19 protein-coding genes are annotated in these 17,031 nt (G+C 48.6%); 7 read left to right on the top strand and 12 right to left on the bottom strand.

The window, feature by feature from the left end:
* Positions 1–3: 3 nt before the first annotated feature.
* Positions 4–1,383, bottom strand: a complete 1,380-nt coding sequence (locus JVX88_RS17385; RefSeq protein ID WP_263975601.1) for an SLC13 family permease — start codon at positions 1,381–1,383, stop codon at positions 4–6.
* A 238-nt stretch (positions 1,384–1,621) separates the two neighbouring features.
* Here JVX88_RS17385 and JVX88_RS17380 point away from each other — a divergent pair, with 238 nt between their 5' ends.
* From JVX88_RS17380 to JVX88_RS17370, 3 genes are all read left to right on the top strand, one after another.
* Positions 1,622–2,233 carry a superoxide dismutase gene (locus tag JVX88_RS17380; RefSeq protein ID WP_211628556.1) on the top strand — a complete coding sequence of 204 codons (612 nt, stop codon included), beginning with the start codon at positions 1,622–1,624 and terminating at the stop codon, positions 2,231–2,233.
* An 87-nt stretch (positions 2,234–2,320) separates the two neighbouring features.
* Positions 2,321–2,797 carry a Dps family protein gene (locus tag JVX88_RS17375; protein WP_211628555.1) on the top strand — a complete coding sequence of 159 codons (477 nt, stop codon included), beginning with the start codon at positions 2,321–2,323 and terminating at the stop codon, positions 2,795–2,797.
* A gap of 324 nt (positions 2,798–3,121) precedes the next feature.
* On the top strand, positions 3,122–4,066 hold the full coding sequence (locus JVX88_RS17370; protein WP_211628553.1) for a cation diffusion facilitator family transporter: 945 nt from the start codon (positions 3,122–3,124) through the stop codon (positions 4,064–4,066).
* A gap of 4 nt (positions 4,067–4,070) precedes the next feature.
* Here JVX88_RS17370 and JVX88_RS17365 read toward each other — a convergent pair whose 3' ends face one another.
* The 8 genes from JVX88_RS17365 to JVX88_RS17330 all read right to left on the bottom strand — a co-directional run bounded on the left by JVX88_RS17365 (position 4,071) and on the right by JVX88_RS17330 (position 10,173).
* Positions 4,071–4,358, bottom strand: a complete 288-nt coding sequence (locus tag JVX88_RS17365; protein WP_211628551.1) for an EamA family transporter — start codon at positions 4,356–4,358, stop codon at positions 4,071–4,073.
* Positions 4,352–4,744 (bottom strand): hypothetical protein, encoded by a 393-nt coding sequence (locus tag JVX88_RS17360; RefSeq protein ID WP_211628549.1) that lies wholly within the window; start codon positions 4,742–4,744, stop codon positions 4,352–4,354. Before JVX88_RS17360 ends, JVX88_RS17365 begins: the two co-directional genes overlap by 7 nt.
* A gap of 34 nt (positions 4,745–4,778) precedes the next feature.
* Positions 4,779–5,369 (bottom strand): histidine phosphatase family protein, encoded by a 591-nt coding sequence (locus JVX88_RS17355; protein WP_211628547.1) that lies wholly within the window; start codon positions 5,367–5,369, stop codon positions 4,779–4,781.
* Complete coding sequence (locus tag JVX88_RS17350) at positions 5,344–6,393, bottom strand: saccharopine dehydrogenase family protein (RefSeq protein ID WP_211628545.1); 1,050 nt, start codon at positions 6,391–6,393, stop codon at positions 5,344–5,346. The genes JVX88_RS17355 and JVX88_RS17350 overlap by 26 nt, the downstream gene beginning before the upstream one ends.
* 99 nt (positions 6,394–6,492) lie before the next feature.
* Positions 6,493–7,176: a leucyl/phenylalanyl-tRNA--protein transferase gene (gene aat / locus JVX88_RS17345; protein ID WP_211628544.1), complete on the bottom strand. Its 684-nt coding sequence runs from the start codon at positions 7,174–7,176 to the stop codon at positions 6,493–6,495.
* A gap of 88 nt (positions 7,177–7,264) precedes the next feature.
* On the bottom strand, positions 7,265–8,215 hold the full coding sequence (locus JVX88_RS17340; protein ID WP_211628542.1) for a class I SAM-dependent methyltransferase: 951 nt from the start codon (positions 8,213–8,215) through the stop codon (positions 7,265–7,267).
* Positions 8,216–8,314: 99 nt separating this feature from the next.
* Positions 8,315–9,535, bottom strand: a complete 1,221-nt coding sequence (locus JVX88_RS17335; protein ID WP_211628540.1) for a class I SAM-dependent methyltransferase — start codon at positions 9,533–9,535, stop codon at positions 8,315–8,317.
* 92 nt (positions 9,536–9,627) lie between these two features.
* A complete protein-coding gene (locus JVX88_RS17330) occupies positions 9,628–10,173 on the bottom strand; it encodes a methyltransferase C-terminal domain-containing protein (RefSeq protein ID WP_211628539.1) in 546 nt (181 codons plus the stop codon).
* Positions 10,174–10,225: 52 nt separating this feature from the next.
* Here JVX88_RS17330 and JVX88_RS17325 point away from each other — a divergent pair, with 52 nt between their 5' ends.
* The 3 genes from JVX88_RS17325 (at position 10,226) to JVX88_RS17315 (ending at position 13,131) form a co-directional block, all read left to right on the top strand.
* The gene (locus JVX88_RS17325; protein WP_211628537.1) at positions 10,226–10,474 is read left to right on the top strand and encodes a hypothetical protein; all 249 of its coding nucleotides are present in this window, start codon (positions 10,226–10,228) and stop codon (positions 10,472–10,474) included.
* The gene (locus JVX88_RS17320) at positions 10,471–11,259 is read left to right on the top strand and encodes a hypothetical protein (protein WP_211628536.1); all 789 of its coding nucleotides are present in this window, start codon (positions 10,471–10,473) and stop codon (positions 11,257–11,259) included. The genes JVX88_RS17325 and JVX88_RS17320 overlap by 4 nt, the downstream gene beginning before the upstream one ends.
* Before the next feature lie 279 nt (positions 11,260–11,538).
* Positions 11,539–13,131, top strand: coding sequence for an AMIN domain-containing protein (locus JVX88_RS17315; protein WP_211628534.1), 1,593 nt, complete (start codon positions 11,539–11,541; stop codon positions 13,129–13,131).
* On the opposite strand, the gene JVX88_RS17310 is transcribed toward JVX88_RS17315, so the two are convergent.
* Positions 13,088–13,948: a hypothetical protein gene (locus tag JVX88_RS17310; protein WP_211628533.1), complete on the bottom strand. Its 861-nt coding sequence runs from the start codon at positions 13,946–13,948 to the stop codon at positions 13,088–13,090. The two genes, JVX88_RS17315 and JVX88_RS17310, sit on opposite strands and share 44 nt — an antisense overlap.
* A 472-nt stretch (positions 13,949–14,420) precedes the next feature.
* Here JVX88_RS17310 and JVX88_RS17305 point away from each other — a divergent pair, with 472 nt between their 5' ends.
* Positions 14,421–15,050, top strand: coding sequence for a TetR/AcrR family transcriptional regulator (locus JVX88_RS17305; RefSeq protein ID WP_211628531.1), 630 nt, complete (start codon positions 14,421–14,423; stop codon positions 15,048–15,050).
* Between the two features lie 30 nt (positions 15,051–15,080).
* Here the strand turns inward: JVX88_RS17305 and JVX88_RS17300 are convergent, their stop codons facing one another.
* Entirely contained in the window at positions 15,081–15,650 is a 570-nt protein-coding gene (locus JVX88_RS17300; protein ID WP_225931441.1) for a helix-turn-helix domain-containing protein, read from the bottom strand.
* Positions 15,651–16,034: 384 nt separating this feature from the next.
* Positions 16,035–17,021: a sulfotransferase family 2 domain-containing protein gene (locus JVX88_RS17295; RefSeq protein ID WP_211628523.1), complete on the bottom strand. Its 987-nt coding sequence runs from the start codon at positions 17,019–17,021 to the stop codon at positions 16,035–16,037.
* Positions 17,022–17,031 lie beyond the last annotated feature (10 nt).

The following is a 17,031-nucleotide window of genomic DNA, read 5'->3' as shown; positions in this document are numbered from 1 at the left end:
CTTTTAAAATGGCCAGAATACCGGCACGAGCAGCATTGAAACAGTGAAAACAAGCAGCGTCAAAACCGAACCTACCTTAACAAAGTCCATAAACCTATAACGGCCGGGTGTATAAACAAGAACACAGGCCGGCTCCAGTGGCGTGATAAATGAAAATGAAGCAGCTAACGTTACAACTATTGCAAATGTGCGCGGATTTACCCCCATTGCTATCGCCGTCTTAATTGCTATTGGCAAGACTACAAGAGCAGCAGCCTGATTAGACATCGGCTGCGTTAAAATGACAGTCAGAACGAAAAATCCGGCGAGCACCGCAGTTGGTCCATAAATGCCAAAGTAGCTTTCGATCAATCCGGCAAGAAATTTGTCCGTGCCAGTATTTTCCATCGCCACGCCGAAGCTCATCATACAAGCGATCAATACAAGCAGCCGGAAATCTATAAGAGAATACATTTCCGAATATCGGACCGTCTTCGTTGCCAACATTACAAACACGCCTGCAAGCACGCATATCATCACAGGCACGTCAATCCCGATAGTTACCTTGGAAACCGATAACAGGAGAAAGAAAAGAAACGCGGAGATCGCCCATTTCCGTTTCGCAAGCCGCATACTGCTTGCCGATACGTCCTCAAGCAGAAGAATATCGCCTTCGCCCACCATCGCTTCCAGGTTCTCTTTCGAACCCTGCACAAGAAGCACATCACCGAACTTTAAGGTTACATCACTCAGTTTTTCAATGATCATCTCGCGATGTCGATTAATGGCAAGCACCGTCAGGTCAAATCTTTGCCTGAACCGAAGTGTTTTCAATGTCTGGCCTAAAAGCGCTGAGTCGCTCATAACCAAAACTTCATAAAGCTGTGCGTCGTCGCTTTCAAGTACGCCGTCGTTCAGCATAAAGTCCGGCTTGATCTCTAAACCGACAAGTTCTTTGACCCGAAGCAGGTCAGTTATTTTTCCTTCGACTAGTAAAAGATCACGCCGCTGTATCCTTTCGCGAGGATCTGGATTGATCTTGCGTTCATCTCCGCGAATGATGCCGATCACATTCAGTTCGAGGTCGGTGCTGATGTTCGAACTGCCGAGCGTCTTACCTACGAGCGGTGAATCAGGAAGAACAACAAGCTCGGATATGTATTCACGGATGCTGTAATCGTCAGTCAGCGATTCGCTCGCGCCCGCGGATGGCAATAAACGCAGGCCGATAAAAAGCATATAAAGGACACCAAGCAGCACCATTATCACGCCGATCGGCGTAAGCTCGAACATAGAAATCGCTTCATAGCCGTATCGTTGGATAGCTCCGCTAACAGCAAGATTCGTTGACGTCCCGATCAATGTGCAGCTGCCTCCCAAGATCGTCCCGAAAGCCATCGGCATCAGTAGCTTTGAAGGCGGCACCTTTGCCTTGGCCGCAAGGCCGATGACTACCGGAAGGAATTTAGATATGGAGTGAAAGGAACGCCCAATTTAGTGGATTGCATTGAGTAAATTGCATTGAGTGGATTAGACGATCAACGGCTCTAGAGGACTGCTGGATAACACTGGACGACATGAGATTGGCAGCTCTAGACCCCCAATAAATTTTGCAGTTCAAGTTCAATAAGGAGAGTTTCTGATGGCTCACAATCTGGCGCCATTACCCTACGACTATGCGGCACTGGAACCCTACATTGATGCGCAAACCATGCAGTTGCATCACGACAAGCACCACGCCGCTTATGTCAACAATCTCAACAATGCCTTAGCCAATTATTCTGACTTGCAGGCCAAATCGGTCGAGGAGTTGGTTACTGATTTGAACGCGGTGCCTGAAGCAATTCGGACAGCAGTTCGCAACAATGGCGGTGGTCATGTCAACCACACGATGTTCTGGCAAATTATGCGTCCGAATGGTGGCGGAGAACCGACTGGTGCCTTGGGAGACGCGATTAGCTCCACCTTTGGTGACTTCGATACCTTCAAGCAGCGGTTTAATGAAGCGGGTACCAAGCACTTTGGCAGCGGCTGGGTTTGGCTAGTGATCAGCCCCGAACAAACGCTGCAAATTACTACCACACCCAATCAGGACAGCCCACTCACCACTGGTGCTAAGCCCATTTTTGGCAATGATGTCTGGGAACACGCCTACTATCTGAAATACCAGAACCGCCGCCCAGAGTACCTGGATGCTTGGTGGAATGTGCTGAACTGGGAAGAAATTGAACGTCGATTTGCTGCAATGCGTTAGGACTACTGCCAAATGTATTCTAAGCAATGGCGAAATCGGCAGAACGACTGTATAAGTTAAACATGGAGTCAAGGAGATACATCAGCTATGACTGCAACGCTACAAACTCAACAAACTGTGGTTGAAACCCTCAATCGCGAGCAAGCTAATGCGTTAGTCGCCTACCTAAACTACAAAAAGTATCACTGGCTCACCTATGGACCCCTGTTCCGTGATCTGCATTTGCTGTTTGAGGAACAAGGCGCAGAAGTGTTTGCCATGATCGACGAGTTGGCAGAACGCAGCTTGATGCTAGATGGTGCCCCCGTGGCCGATCCCGCTGATTATCTACCAACCGCAACCGTGCAGCCCTCGACGGGTAAACTGGTGGTACGGGAGATGGTGGAGGAAGCAATTGCCACCCACGATCGGATCATCCAAGAGATGCATCAGGATGCAGAAATTGCCACCGAGGCTGGTGATATTGGTACGGCAGACCTCTATACTCGCTTAGTGCAGGTGCATCAAAAGCATCGCTGGTTTCTGAAGGAAATCCTCAAGAAAGGCGACGGGTTAGTGTCCTAGCCAAATCGCTGCTCTGAAGCAGGTTTCTTCTCCAACTAATTCCCTAAGTAGGTGAGCATAATTAAACATAAAACCCAAAACCCTGCGCAGCGGGCGCTGCAGGGTTTTGAATCTGGTTTTTAATTATGCCAAGGTACTTAGTTGAATAGAAGTCTTTCCCCTAGCGCGCCGAATTGGCAGCAGGGGTTTTTTGTCAAATCCATGGCTGCCGTCAATGTAATCATTACCGCTAGTGGCGAGTCCTGCATCATTGCCATCTAAACCAAAATTTCATCTATACCGGCTATAAGATACACTACCTGGTATTCAGACAGTTTGGCCTTCATGGATTCAACCCACTCCTCAGGGCGTCCAGCCCGCTTCTATGCTTGGCTTTCGATTGTGGCCTCGCTCGTGATCATTACGCTCAAAACGCTTGCGTATCTGGTTACGGGTTCGGTGGGGCTGCTGTCGGATGCCGTGGAGTCGATTGCCAATGTAGTAGCGGCTGGAGTCGCACTGTGGGCGTTGACGTTAGCCAGTCAGCCTCCCGATGCAGTGCATGCCTTTGGTCATTCTAAAGCCGAATATTTCTCCAGCGCGCTAGAAGGCGTTTTGATTCTAGTTGCAGCAGGTGGGATTGCAGTTGCGGCAGGTGGACGGTTGTTCCATCCCCAACCTATAGAGTCGGTGGGACTGGGTCTAGTTCTAAGCATCGTTTCTTCGGGTATTAATGCAACCGTGGCGTGGATTTTGCTGCAAGCCTCGCGTCGGTTACGATCGATTACACTGCGGGCCGATGCTTACCATTTACTGACCGATGTGTGGACCTCGATTGGGGTAATTCTGGGAATTGTGGTGGTCAAATTGACCGGCTGGTTGGTGTTGGATCCACTGATTGCGCTGGGAGTAGCAGCCAACATTGTCTGGACGGGCATCAAGCTGCTGCGGGAAACGGGGTCAAGCTTGCTGGATGCAGCCCTACCGACCGATATGCAGGAAACCATTCTGTTGATTTTGGATGAATACAAACGGCAAGGCATTCAGTTTCATGCGTTGCGGACGCGCGTGGCCGGATCGCGGGGCTTTGTTTCGTTTCATGTGCTGGTGCCGGGGCAATGGACGGTGCAGCAAGGTCATAATCTCTGTGAATCAATTGAGCTGGCCTTACTGAAAGCGCTGCCCGGGATTTATGTGATGACTCACCTAGAACCACTGGAAGATCCGGCGTCTTGGCAGGATGAGCAATTAGATCGGGTGATCGATCCAGATTCGAGTGGGAAAGGGTGATGGCCTAAGCCATTTTAAGCCGATGGGCGCAGTAGGAGGAGACAATAACTAAGCATCCCCCGATGGATTGGGCAAGGCTAGGCTGTTCACCCATGATCACAATAGCGCTGGTTACTCCAAACACGGGAATCAGAGCGATATAGAACGCCGCATGGCTGACGGGAAGGTTTTGCAACGCAATCAGATAAAGCAAAAATGCCAACGCATACTGCATGATGCCGGAGCCGATTGCCAGTAGCCAGAAGGGCAGGGAAATGCCAACCGCACTGATCTCATAGCTGGGATTTACCATTCGGGGTTGGTAGAGGTTCCGCCGTACATTGTTACCGTATCGGGTTTTCCGTCCATTTTTCTATGATCGTGCTTCAGCTCTAACCTGTCGCCCTTTCGTGTTAAGACCCACGTCCGCGAGCGGTCTTCCCCGACGAAGAAAGGGATGCGGATCCGGTTCTCTTCACAGCTTCTTACATGCATGACGAGCCGTTTCCCAGCAAAGTCTGGGCTGTTTGAAGTGTCCTCGATGATCGCGCCCTCAAATGCCTTTCCGCATAGCGAACTCAGATGCCTCCAAAACACGTCGAGCGGCGTTTCGCTTTTCGTTTGAGCCGACGAGGCAACGGAAAAGATAACAAGGCACGTAAGGCTTCCGGTCAGCCGAGCAAACATTCTTTTTCTCATAGAACCTATTGTAGCCTGAACCGAGACACACTCATCAATAATCAAGCAATTCGGCGCTGACGACACGTCCATTCCTTATACGTATCTTCCAGATAACTGAATATTCAGAATCCTGCAGATTACGAAAAAGTTCTTTACTTAGGATCACGTTGGCAAGGCCTGGGATGGTATTCGAATGGCCTGAGACGATGTGCCGCTTGATACTGCTTTTTAGTATCTTATCAAAGAGCTCCTTGGGCTGACGTGGATCGTATATCTCTATCTCCTTGCCACGTTTTTCTGCAAGCGGGCGGATCGTATCACGCGTACGTTTAAGATCCGTCGAATGAAACGCTCCGGGGCGGTAGCGTCCGGCGATCTTTGTAAGCCGGTCGACGCGCCGGCGACCGGTTTCTGAAAGTTCGGGGTCTTCGCTGGTCTCGTCGGCCTTTTCCGCATGCCGGACAAGAATTATCAGCTTGTCCTGTGCATAGGATCCACCCGCCAAGACCAGAATAGCAAAGATCAATGCGAGTATGGCGACCATCAGCCGATACGATCGGAAAAGTTGACGTTGAGAAATATTCACAAGAAAAATGTAAACCTGTTGCGGGATGTTGTCATCCGTTCGCGGTAATATTTTCACGGACCGTTCCGTCGAGCTCAAGTATCAGATCTGCACCATAAGCCCTTGCAGGAGTCTGGAAACCCGGGAGAAAGTTTCCGGCAAGGATCTTTTCGGCGATGTTCAATGCTGCAAGAGCGGTCGTGGTGTAGCCTTCGGGGCACTCCATCCGTGCTTCAACACGACCGCCGGCTTCGTCGCTCACTTCACCCCAAAGGAGCGTTTTCCCCTTTGCCCTCTCTTCGTCGGTTGGCCCTCCCGGCGGGATCTTACTTTGCAGATATCTCTGAATCGGCCGGGTCGAAAGTAAAGGGCCTAGATAACGGCTGAGCTTCATCATCTTAACGGCGGACCTAGGAGCAACAGTATATACCTCGATATTTGGAATGCCGGTCGAGTAGAACGCGGTCGAAACATCGCCCCAAGGAATTGTCACGCCGGTCTTTACCACACCCTCGCCGAAATCGATCTCGCGGGTACGCCACGCGGCCGGCACGGGCATTATCTTCCCTTCACGACGCACCGCACCGCCATTTCCGATGTTCATTGTCATCGTGGCCTGAGTGCCATGAGACATTCGGCCGATGCCGTAGAATGCCAGCGTAAGATCCGTTGCTGTCGGCAAGCGATCCTTTAGATGCCGTGCGAGACAATCGCTGGGCACCACGTCAAAACCGACACCCGGCATTATCATTATTCCTGCATCCTTTGCCTTCCCATCAGCGGCGGCACAGGCCTCGAAAACCGCGATCTCGCCGGTGATGTCGGTGTAGTGCGTCTTCGTCCTGAGACAGGCCTCACCCATTTGCCGCGATGTCATAGAAAAAGGCCCTGCACAATGCAGCACCATTGCCACCTCGTTCAAAGCCGCATCGAGCTTCGCTGTCTCATCAAGCGAAAAAACGCGATGCCCCAACCCGTGCTTTTCCGCCAATGCACGTATCGCCGTCTCATTTCGCCCCGCAATGATCGGCCGCATCCCGCGCTCAACCGCATACCGCGTGATCAACTCACCGGTATAACCATTCGCGCCGTAGATGAGCATCTCTTTCTTCAAACTCTCCGAACTGCCTGCTCCGAAACAACTGACAACTGATATCTGATAACGAAGATCTATTAGTTTTGCGTTATCAGCTTTTAGTTATTACGAAAATATACCCTTACTATGTTGGGTCATTGCAAGGCGCTTCAAAAACTCCCGCCTAGGCACCTCAATTGCCCCGAGCATTTTCATATGCGGGGTCATTACCTGTATGTCCATCCAGGTCGAGCCGCGGCCGGCGAGGTGGTCGATCAGGAAAAGAAGGGCGAGTTTTGAGGCATTGGGACGTTTATAGAACATTGATTCGCCGCAGAAGACGCCGCCTGCGTCAACTCCATAGATACCGCCGACCAGGTTGCCGGTCTCGTCCCAGGCCTCGACACTGTGTGCGTGGCCGAGCGCGTGAAGATCTGAATATGCTTCGATAAATTCCGGCGTTATCCAGGTTCCCTTTTGCCCTTCGCGTTTTGCTTGTGAGCATTCTTTGATAACGCGGCGGAAAGCCTTATTGATGGAAAAGCTAAAAGACCTTTTGTTTCGTGCGCGTTTCAGGCTCGCCGGTATATTGAGGTCTTTGAATTCCAGTATCGCCCTCGGATCTGGGCAAAACCAAGGCAGTGGCATATGATCCATATGCCATGGAAAAATACCTTTTCTGTATGCCTCGATAAGGTTATCGCTCGTCAAGGGATCGCCGATCGAGACGATGTCGCTGGCATAATAGATCGAATCTTCGTGTTCCAGCCAGTGTGGAAAATGGTACTTCAGCGGATCGGGAAACGCCATATGAGAACACAGCCACAGATTAACACAAACAGACACGGATCTTTTCAGATATATCTGTGCCTATTTGTGCCCATCTGCGGCATTGCCGTCAAACCACCTTTGTTCCAATTCCCCACACAACCGCTCGCTGACTCTGACTGGCAATTTGCGTTAACTTGATTCTCCAGGTATTGAGCTTGTGGTGAAACTTGTCAGCAAAGGTGAGCACATCTTGTTCAAGTTGCTGCATCTCAACTGAGTCGGAATCCGGCGGACAAGGCTGGGCAGCGGGTGTTGCTTCGAGGCAGAGGAATTGTCCCTGATAGTCTTCTGTCACACGATGGACCTTAAATCCACAACCAGAGAAATAGTTCCGGAGAGCAATAGGAGAAAAGTAGCAGCAATGTTCGTAAAGAATATCCCAGATCGCCAGACGACGAAAAATATCGATGGCATTGGGAACCTCGAAAAACAGACATGTGTCCAGCCGAGTGCCGATTGAGCGACGCAGCATCTGTAAAAAAGCCGCTGGATCCTGAAAATGCTCTAGAGTATGCCGGCAGACGATCAGATCACCCTGGTAATCTGCGTATTGTTCCGAGTAAAAATCCCGGATGACTTCTACTTGTCCTTGCAGGGCAGCTGGCAATCGCTGCGGTATATAGCTTGGATCAAACCCGATCCCCCGATTTGCACCTAACCGACAGAGCAAAAACAGAAAATCACCCTTACCGCAGCCGATTTCGATCACCGTTTTGTAGTGCAATTGATAGCGATCGATCAGCCGCTCTGCCAGCGATTGGGCATAGGCTTGAAACCGAGGGGAGTAATCGAGCGAGTTTTCGTAGTTTGGGTTATAGTCGAGCCGGTCTGGATCAAACGCTGTGTTGTAGATCAAGCCAGATTGTCGATCAAACGCTAGCTTGATATCGCCTTTGGCACAGGTTTGGGCGGCTTGGCGATCGGGCCACAGCACATTGCAGAAGATGGGCATCTCCAACATCTCAAAGAAGCTGGCAGCAGTAGGATTGTCTAAATAAATTCCGAGAGGCGCAATCATGATCAGAAACTGAGTCAGGAACTGGGACAAAAACTGGGACAAAAACTGGGTAAGTCGAACAAAATATTGGAATTTCAGGACCGTACATGCACAGGCTGCTTAAATGGGAGTTACTTCGGTTACCACACCCATCTGATCCAACATTTGCTGAATCTCTGGACAGTAGATTTCATTCATCACAATAACCTGATCCGGTTTATAGTCCTTTAAAAATTCTGGTGCCTGGATCTGCTTGCCCACGCCTGGGATGAACTTACCCCATCGATGGGGATTGATATCTACCACATGCTGGATTTTGTCAATCGTGTGCAGCGTCGTCAAAAATGCCACACACTTCGAGCCAGATCCCCACACAACTACCCGCTTCCCCTGTTGCTGCATCTGTTCCAAATGCTGTTGCCAATAGCGAATTTTCGCTTCGATTTTGCTAACAAACGTAGCGACATCTTGAAGCGTTTCGGTAACCGTTTCCTCCCCTGGATGGGTGCGATCCGATAGGACATCCGTTGGTTTCGCTTCAATCAGCAGATATTGATCGCTGTAAGCCCGGTGCAGATCGGTAATTTCAAAGCCGCAAGCGCGGAACAAACGCGCCAACGAACCCAGCGTGAAGTAGGAACAGTGCTCGTAATAAATATCTTCAAACGCCTGCTCGCGCAAGACCCGCGTGGTATCCGGCAACTCAAAACAAACACCGATATCAAGCCGATCGCCAATCGACCGCCGCACAGTACGCAGAAACTCAGCAGTGGGTTGAATATGCTCTAACGTATGCCGGCAGCAGATGAAATCACCTACATATTGGCTATGAGCCTCGGAATAATAGTCGGAGATGAAGGTGACGCGATCGGCTGCCTCACTTTCAACTCGTCCAGGCACGGCGGAAGGATCAATCCCAACACCACGGTTATGCCCCAACTGACAGAGTAGCAGCAGGAAATCACCCTTGCTGCAGCCAATTTCTAGAATATCTTTATTGTGCAGGTCGTATTTATTCACCAAGTGCCCAGCTAGCTCGAGGGCAAACTGATTAAAGGTAGGAGAAAAACTCTGCTGATCTTCGTAGTTGGGCGCATAGGCTGACCACTTGGGATCAAAAGCGGTGTTGGTAATAAAGCCACAATCTTGACAGGCGGCCAAAACCACATCCCCAGTGGGAAAGGAGAGCGCAGCTTCAACCGTCGGCATCATCAGGCAACTGTGCACTGGCACATTGGCAACTTGGTAAAACACCGACAGCTTACGAGAACCGCAGCTTGGGCAAGCGTGATGATCTGCCGATGGCATTGGAACAGTTTTTGGATCAAGTGTTTCTTTCATGCCGTTACTTCCTGAGTGAATAGTTCTAGTTCAGACTGTTTGAGTCGGGGAGACGGGTCTGCGGGCGACCAATCCTATCGCAGCACGATGCGCTACACGATCCTCGGCTGAGGGATGGGAATAATGAACCGTCCGCCCTGTTGCTGATAGGCTGACTGTTGCTTGATGATTTCTTCAGCAAAGTTCCAGGCCAAAATCAAAACATAGTCGGGTTTATCCTCCAGCAGCTGGGTTGGAGGAAAGATCGGTAAATGATTGCCGCCCATATAGCGACCATGCTTGAAGGGATTCAGATCAACTACATAATCGAGGTATGGGGCAATGCCTGTATAGGCCAGCATTGTTGTGGCCTTCGCTGCTGCACCATAGGCAGTAATTCGGTTTCCCTGCTGCTTTAGGTCCTCCAGCAATGCCCGCAGTTGTCGCTTTACCCCATAAACCTGCTCGGCAAAATCGCGATAGTAATCCAGTCGATCAACGCCCTGCTCCTGCTCAGCCTTCAGCAGTGCCTCTACCGATGGATCAATAGCCTCATGGGGCTCCACAAACAAACGCAGCGAACCACCGTGAATCGCCGTTCGTTCGACTCGATTTAAATAGAGTGAGTGCCGCCGGAATAGGCGATCGAGGGCCGTCACCGAAAAATAGCAAAGGTGCGATTTTGTCCTGACGTTGCAGCGCTCGCCCTTTTTGCAAAGTGAGGATGTCAGGCTAGTCAGCTCCCAGTTGATCGATAACCCCACCGAAGTTGAGTTTGCCACCGAAACAGGCGGCCAAGATCTGGAAGTCCGGCTGCCTCAGGTGGTGCAGTACCGGATTGAAAGTAACCTCACCAATTTGCCTGCCTCCGAGTTGCTACAAGACCTAGAGCGCACCCTATCTGTTGGCCTCGCCTCCCGCATCCAAGCCCTTCGCGACAGAGGAGTATTACAGAAATGACCTATGGTGGAGACTTCATGACTGTTGGAGAAGGGCGGGACGAAACCCCCACCTATCCTAAAGTGTTTGGCGTGAGTATTACTCCCACGGTTGGTGCCATTTTACTCACCTTATTGGGGGCAGTGGTTGCCTACTTGCTGTGGGCGAACTTAGTTCAGGGCACTCTGCAGCGCAACCGAGAGCTAAAGGCTGATATCGCTGCCAAAGAACAGCAGCTCCTCAACCAGGAGGAAACCCAAAAGCAAATTGCGGCAGCTAGAACCAGGCTACAAGAGGCGCAGCAGCTCCAGGCCGATGTGCGCAGTTTGTTTGCGTCTGAAGATAGCCTCAACACGTTATTGCTGGACATCAATGAACGGGTCCAGTCGGTCAACGCGGGCATCACCGATCCGGCGCGGCGGGCTACCCTAGCTCGGTTTGACCTAAATGCAGAGGAATCGGGTTTGATTACCGATGGCAGTTTGGGTGGACAGGTCAATAACCAGCTAGAGCGACGGGTCTACGATGTGGAAATTAGAGGTACGTTTCCCCAAACTCAGTCGATTATTCGCAACATTGAGCGACTTCAGCCCTTACTCGTTGTGAGTGATCTGAATTCGAGTCTAGACGCCACCAGCCAACGGATTGTCCTGGACGATCGGGGCCGCTTAACCCCCACCGGCCAACCCGACACGCGCATTACTACGACCTTTAAACTGGCGGCTCTGGTACCCGTAGATACCCCTGCGCCGACTGCCGCTTCGGCTGAAACTCCAGCTGAGACAACTACACCACCTGCCCAATAGCATCGGCACTGAAAATGACTCGGTCGTGGGTAACTGCAATCTCCTTCTAAACCAGAAGGAGTATTTTTGTCTTGCCCAACAGATAGGCAAAATTACGTTTTTTTAATTTCGTCGCTATTTTCTCCGTTGAGCATAAATTAGGGTAAAAAGTGCGCTATATATGGCGAAGTAGATTAAGATTCAGATATATAAACGCTATATATAATGCTATTCAAACTCCAAAGATCAGCTCAAGCTTGAGTCAATGGTGCCTGTCAGATCATGAAGGAGGAGTGAACCGTGAAACGGCGTCTTGGATTCGGTAGTTTTCTTAGCAGTGCGGCGATGGTGTTGTTATCCGCCCAGGCGGCCCAGGCGGCGGCCACCCAAATCACCAACATACAGGTTAAACCAGCCGAGGCTGGGTTTGAGGTCGTTCTAGAAACCAGTGATGGTGAGCGTCCGCAGGTGTTTACCGTGAATCGAGGTAACGCTTTAATTGCCGATCTGGTCAACACTGAGTTGCAGCTTCCTGAGGGCGACAGCTTTGAGCAAGCCAATCCCGCTCCAGGTATTCGTTCCATTACCGTAGCCCAACTCGATGAAAATAGCGTGCGGGTAACGGTGGATGGCGGCAATACGACTCCGGTGGGGCAGGTCAGCCAGGGACAAAATGGAATTGTGCTCAACGTCAGTCAGACGACAGCAGCCAACTCGGCAGCCCGTGCTCAATCGGCTCCAGCCTCTGCTCCAACCTCTGCCGCACCCCAGGCTGGTTCATCCTCAGCCAGTTCATCCTCAGCCGCTCCAGCCCCACAGGTCGCGCAGGCTAACCGCTCTAGAGATGTGCTGGTACCCAATCCGCAAATCACGATTGATGGCGTTCCGGCGGTAGAGGGCCTACCTGAGTACACTCCGCCCCTCCTGCCCAGAGCCATTGCTCCACCCTTGGGCGATATCTCGGTGTCCAACGTGGATGCCAGCCCATCTGAGGTTAATCTTGGCTCGACTGAGGTTGTGCCTCGTTTGGTGTTGCGGGATGCTCCGGCTAGAGATGTATTGTCTCTCCTAGCACGGGCGGCAGGCTTGAACGTGGCCTACATTAACGCTATTCCAACCGCAGATGAGGCCGCACAGGGAGGAGATCCAGCAGCCCAAGCCGCACCCACCGGAACTGAAGCCCCCCAAGAAGTCCGCATTTCGTTGGATATTGAGAACGAGCCAGTTCAGAATGTGTTCAATTACGTGCTACGGGTTGCCAACCTAGAAGCCAACCGGGTTGGACGCACAGTATTTGTTGGCCCACGTTTACCCGATACGGCCCGTGATGTGATTACTCGAACCCTCCGCTTGAACCAGGTATCGGCCTTTTCTGCATCGACCTATCTAGCCACGTTAGGAGCTGAAACCCGCCAAGTCATTCCAGAGCGAGAGATCAGAGAGTCGATTACGGAAGGAGGCGTCACTCGGACAGTAGTACGGATTGAAGATTCTCGCATCCAGACTTTCACAACCCCGTCAGGGACCGGACCCTTGCCGCTAACTGGCACATCGGTTTCAGCCGATCAACGCTTAAATTCGGTCACTTTAATTGGTGAACCGCGCAAAATTCAGATTGCTGAGGCAATGCTGGCTCAATTGGACCTGCGACAGCGACAGGTAGCCGTTAACGTCAAGATTGTCGATGTCAATCTGTTGGCCACCGAAGATTTCAACACCAGCTTTTCCTACGGTGATGGCGACTTCTTTGGGGTGATTGATCGAGGCGCTGCTGTGATCAACGTGGGCCGCTATAACCCACCGAGTGCGCAAACAGTGAACGGAAACACAGCTGCTCCACCGATCATTCCTAATCCGTTTGAAGGCGAACCCTTACTTTTGCTATTGTCTTAATTGAAGGGATACGATAAGGTTCCATTTGGTTGCGGTCTTGATAATTGCCGCGCTCTAAATGCTCAATGTGAACTACAACTCCCTTCATACGTTCCAAGGTTTTTGTCGTGCCGAAGAGATGCCCCTCGCCAGGATCGGTGATCGACATATATGTTTGTACACTACGAAAGCCAGAATTACCCCAGGGACAGTACGGATAGACCAATCGCTTTCCTTCTTCTAATAGCTGGTAAGCAACACGAATTGCTAAAAACTCAGTATAAGAAGGCTTTTGTTGATTGTGCCGCAACGTTTCAAGTAACGCTGCAACTGAACGTAGTAGAATTGTGTTACCAATGTGATTTCCAGTGCCTTCACTTACAAGAGCACACTGCTGATCATTCCATGCAATGATTGAATTCTTAATTTTGATTTTGAGATATTCTTCGTCTGCTACCGCCTCAAAATTGGATGCATCTCGATCTTCTAGTGAATTCAGCCAATTAGATTGAACAGCAAAGAGGGCGTAACACGCATTGAGATAAGTTGTTACTGCATTAAAGCTCGCAACTAAGTGTAAACAGGCATCGATGTCAGGTTTTAATTGGCTGAGATCTGGAAACAGAGTGACGTTTTGTTCAAAGGCACGTCTAATCTCGTGACAACATTCCTCAACTGTGTAATACTTCGGCAAAGTAAAAGGTTTGCGTTTGACAAACTCTTTGTCGTCCTTAACAGTTTCCAAAGTCTTCAAAACGTACAAATCTTGAATAAAGTCCAACAAGTTTTGAAGAATCACTCGACGAAACTTACCTTTATTCAACACAAAGTAAAACACGGTTATTTGCCTCCTAGTGCGCGAGAAAGTTGAAAATGCTGACTTGGTCACGACCTTAAAATTGTGCAATAACCAAAAGATGCTTAATGAACACAAGAACAACGAAATTGAAATTCCCATCCTAAGTTTAGATTTGAACTACTTTATCGCCAATGCATTATTTATTTCAGCAAATAACATATTTTTACTTCTGCTCCTAAGGAAGTAGGAGTAATTATTTGCAATTAACTCCAGTGCCTTCAGCCTGCACTCACTATTTAAGAAGTGAAACAAAAAAGCATTCCTATTTATTTAAAATGAAAGAATACTATAAAGTAGTCATTGCGATTGACTTGCGGGACAAAAGATGATATATTCATCTTTATTTATCCAAAGTATGATTTCAATACGGCGGCGTTCGTTTGATTGATGCAGTTATCTAAAACTTCGCCAAAGAATAAACATTTGATTGGATTGATTAGACTCGGTAAAGATGAAAGACAAAATTTTGGAGTTGGCAGCACAAATACTTCGCACAGGCGGATATGAAGCTTTAAATTTTGGTACGATCTCTGAGCAGCTTAATGTTAGTCGGGCGAACATTCACTATCACTTCAAAACTAAAGAGAATTTAGCCATAGAAGCTATCAACCAATATATGCTTAATGTTGAGGACAAGTTTGAGCAGCTACGTCAACGCTGTCAAGGGGATTGCCGTGCCATTCTTCAAGCGTTAGATGACGAATTATGGATGAAACTGAGTGAAGATGAATATCAAGGGTTTTGCATGTGCCTAAACATTGCTACTGGACAAAATTGGATTCCTCAAACTTTGAAGAGCCGAGCCATTGAGCATTTCGAACAACTCGTTAAGGCATTTGAGCAAGTGATGAAAGATGCACAAGCATCGGGGTTGATTCAGGAGGATGCTGGTGCAGAGGACTTGGCACGTGAAGCAATGCTCGTTCATTTTGGAACTGCTCAACTCGCAATGATTCTGCCAAAAGAGAGGGAAGCAGGCTCCTTCTCACGCAGATACATGAAGATGTGGATTGATCGGTTGTTAGAGCGATCGAATTTGGTTGAACATTCGTCTGAAACAAGCAAGCTGCTTTCCGCTTAAATTATCATTGAACCGCTTTATTCACTTATACTATTTCTCTCCAGCAATCGAGCCTCCTTTAGCAAAGGACTCGGCTCCATTTCTCCACTGGGAAGGCGTAACACCGTGCAACCGCCGGAACTGTCGAAAGAAATGATTAACGTTAGAGTAGCCAACCTCCCAAGCAATTTCTTCAATTGTTCGATCGGTTTGTTTCAATAATTTTTGCGCTTCGAATAAGCGCCGTTTCACAATCCAAGCATTCACAGTGAACCCTGTTTTAGCACCAACAATTTTGGTCAAATAAGCAGGTGAGTAGCCGACAGCTTGAGCAACATCAACTAACGAAATTGCTCGGTGGTAGTTTTCGTCAATAAACTTAAAAACAGCCTGAAGAGCTGGAACCATGGGAAAGCAAAATATTGTGTCTCCGTTCGGGGGAACTGCCTCTACAATTGAATCAGAACTAAGTACACAATTTAACCCAAGTTGCGCTGATGAAAGCTGAGTAAAGCGTTGGTAGTTTCTCTGTAACAAATTCGCATAGTAAAGTTGCCGCTCTTCAGTCCAGTTCTGATCATATTGAGCTAAGAGCTTCAGGATAGTAAGCGAAAAATTCATCGAACTGAGCGCTTCAAACAAGCGACTGATGAAAAATTTTAGTTCAGCATCAACCGAAATTGTGGTGTACTGTTCTTGATGAATTGCTCCACTTCTAACAGACATAATTCACCTATTGCTGGGTTTCCGTCAGTTTTTTAGAACAATCGAACTAAACAACATGTCACTATAGTAGTAATCTGCCATTCCACGAGTTCGCCAGATCGACCAACCTTCTTGCAGGATAAACATCCTGGACACCCAATTTAGGACGGGCAAGATGCCCCCTCACAAGCGATTAAATACTTCATCAACAACGAGAGCCAATGACACAAGCTGTAATAGATGAAACTTAATCTGACAGAAGGGAGTTAGCGGACACTGACAAAGGGTGTCAGATGTGTCTCATTTGCTGCTACCAGAAGAAAACGTTGAATCTGAAAATCTAATGAAAATTTGCTCTAGCCGTTCAACTGCAGAATTCTGTTGAAAATTATTCTCTAAAAAGTGGTTCAAAAGTGCTTTTTCGGAGAGGTTTCGTTGTTTGTCTGGTTCTAAAAGTAAGGGATAATTTGCCGTGTCAGAAATGGGATCAAAATAGGAAGTTTTCGTCTTTAGACAGCTCTGCCACATCTCCTGATAACGGGATCTAAATTCTGTCTTAGCAAATTCATATAGCTCATAATCATATTTATTGACCTCACGAATAATTGCAAGTTCCTCACTAGATAAAGTAGCTGCTATATCATTACTATTTCTATCGCTTTTGTTCAAATAAACATTGAACTTTCGGGGTAACCATTTTGCTCGATAACACAGCAATTCAATGGAGGATTGCATCCATTCACATAAGCCAAAATGAAGTAGCTCAAGTAAATTTCTTTTGGCAATCTCTAACATTTCATTATTACATTCGTTGCTGGGTCTATCTCTTATCGGGGGTGCATCACCAGCTAAATAGCGAACCTGAATATTATCCAGACGAAATGATTCAATTATCCCTTCTTTGCATAGATCGATAAGTGAAGATTCACAAACTAAATCTAGGTATTTGATTGCGCCAAAATCGGAATAGCTGAGGAATAATTCTCGGAGCATCTCCTGCTCGCGTCGCAAATAATTGTATTGCGAAATTTCACGAGCAATAGGATCTCGAAGCCAAGTAATTGTGTCAGGTTTTTCAGGTAAAAAATTATATAGCTCCAATCCAAAATGACCTGCAAAGAAGCGATATTGCGAAACTTCTGCCGGGGTCAGTTGAGTTAAGGCTTTAACGTCATAACACTTGAGAAAACTAGAAGCCGGAAAAAAGTCTAAGAACCACTCCCGCAAGCTTGTGCCCGCTGTTTTAGGAATATGTAGAAAATAGAAAGGCTTGGTGGATAATGACATGAGTCTTTGC

The organism is Leptolyngbya sp. 7M (assembly GCF_018128485.1).
This window is presented reverse-complemented; position numbering and strand designations above follow the sequence as displayed.

Excerpts from the sequence above, each read along its gene's own strand:
- JVX88_RS17385 (WP_263975601.1), bottom strand. The coding sequence starts at position 1,383 with ATGCCGATGGCTTTCGGGACGATCTTGGGAGGCAGCTGCACATTGATC.
- JVX88_RS17380 (WP_211628556.1), top strand. The coding sequence starts at position 1,622 with ATGGCTCACAATCTGGCGCCATTACCCTACGACTATGCGGCACTGGAA.
- JVX88_RS17375 (WP_211628555.1), top strand. The coding sequence starts at position 2,321 with ATGACTGCAACGCTACAAACTCAACAAACTGTGGTTGAAACCCTCAAT.
- JVX88_RS17370 (WP_211628553.1), top strand. The coding sequence starts at position 3,122 with ATGGATTCAACCCACTCCTCAGGGCGTCCAGCCCGCTTCTATGCTTGG.
- JVX88_RS17365 (WP_211628551.1), bottom strand. The coding sequence starts at position 4,358 with ATGGTAAATCCCAGCTATGAGATCAGTGCGGTTGGCATTTCCCTGCCC.
- JVX88_RS17360 (WP_211628549.1), bottom strand. The coding sequence starts at position 4,744 with ATGAGAAAAAGAATGTTTGCTCGGCTGACCGGAAGCCTTACGTGCCTT.
- JVX88_RS17350 (WP_211628545.1), bottom strand. The coding sequence starts at position 6,393 with ATGCTCATCTACGGCGCGAATGGTTATACCGGTGAGTTGATCACGCGG.
- aat (WP_211628544.1), bottom strand. The coding sequence starts at position 7,176 with ATGGCGTTTCCCGATCCGCTGAAGTACCATTTTCCACACTGGCTGGAA.
- JVX88_RS17340 (WP_211628542.1), bottom strand. The coding sequence starts at position 8,215 with ATGATTGCGCCTCTCGGAATTTATTTAGACAATCCTACTGCTGCCAGC.
- JVX88_RS17335 (WP_211628540.1), bottom strand. The coding sequence starts at position 9,535 with ATGAAAGAAACACTTGATCCAAAAACTGTTCCAATGCCATCGGCAGAT.
- JVX88_RS17320 (WP_211628536.1), top strand. The coding sequence starts at position 10,471 with ATGACCTATGGTGGAGACTTCATGACTGTTGGAGAAGGGCGGGACGAA.
- JVX88_RS17305 (WP_211628531.1), top strand. The coding sequence starts at position 14,421 with ATGAAAGACAAAATTTTGGAGTTGGCAGCACAAATACTTCGCACAGGC.
- JVX88_RS17300 (WP_225931441.1), bottom strand. The coding sequence starts at position 15,650 with ATGAATTTTTCGCTTACTATCCTGAAGCTCTTAGCTCAATATGATCAG.
- JVX88_RS17295 (WP_211628523.1), bottom strand. The coding sequence starts at position 17,021 with ATGTCATTATCCACCAAGCCTTTCTATTTTCTACATATTCCTAAAACA.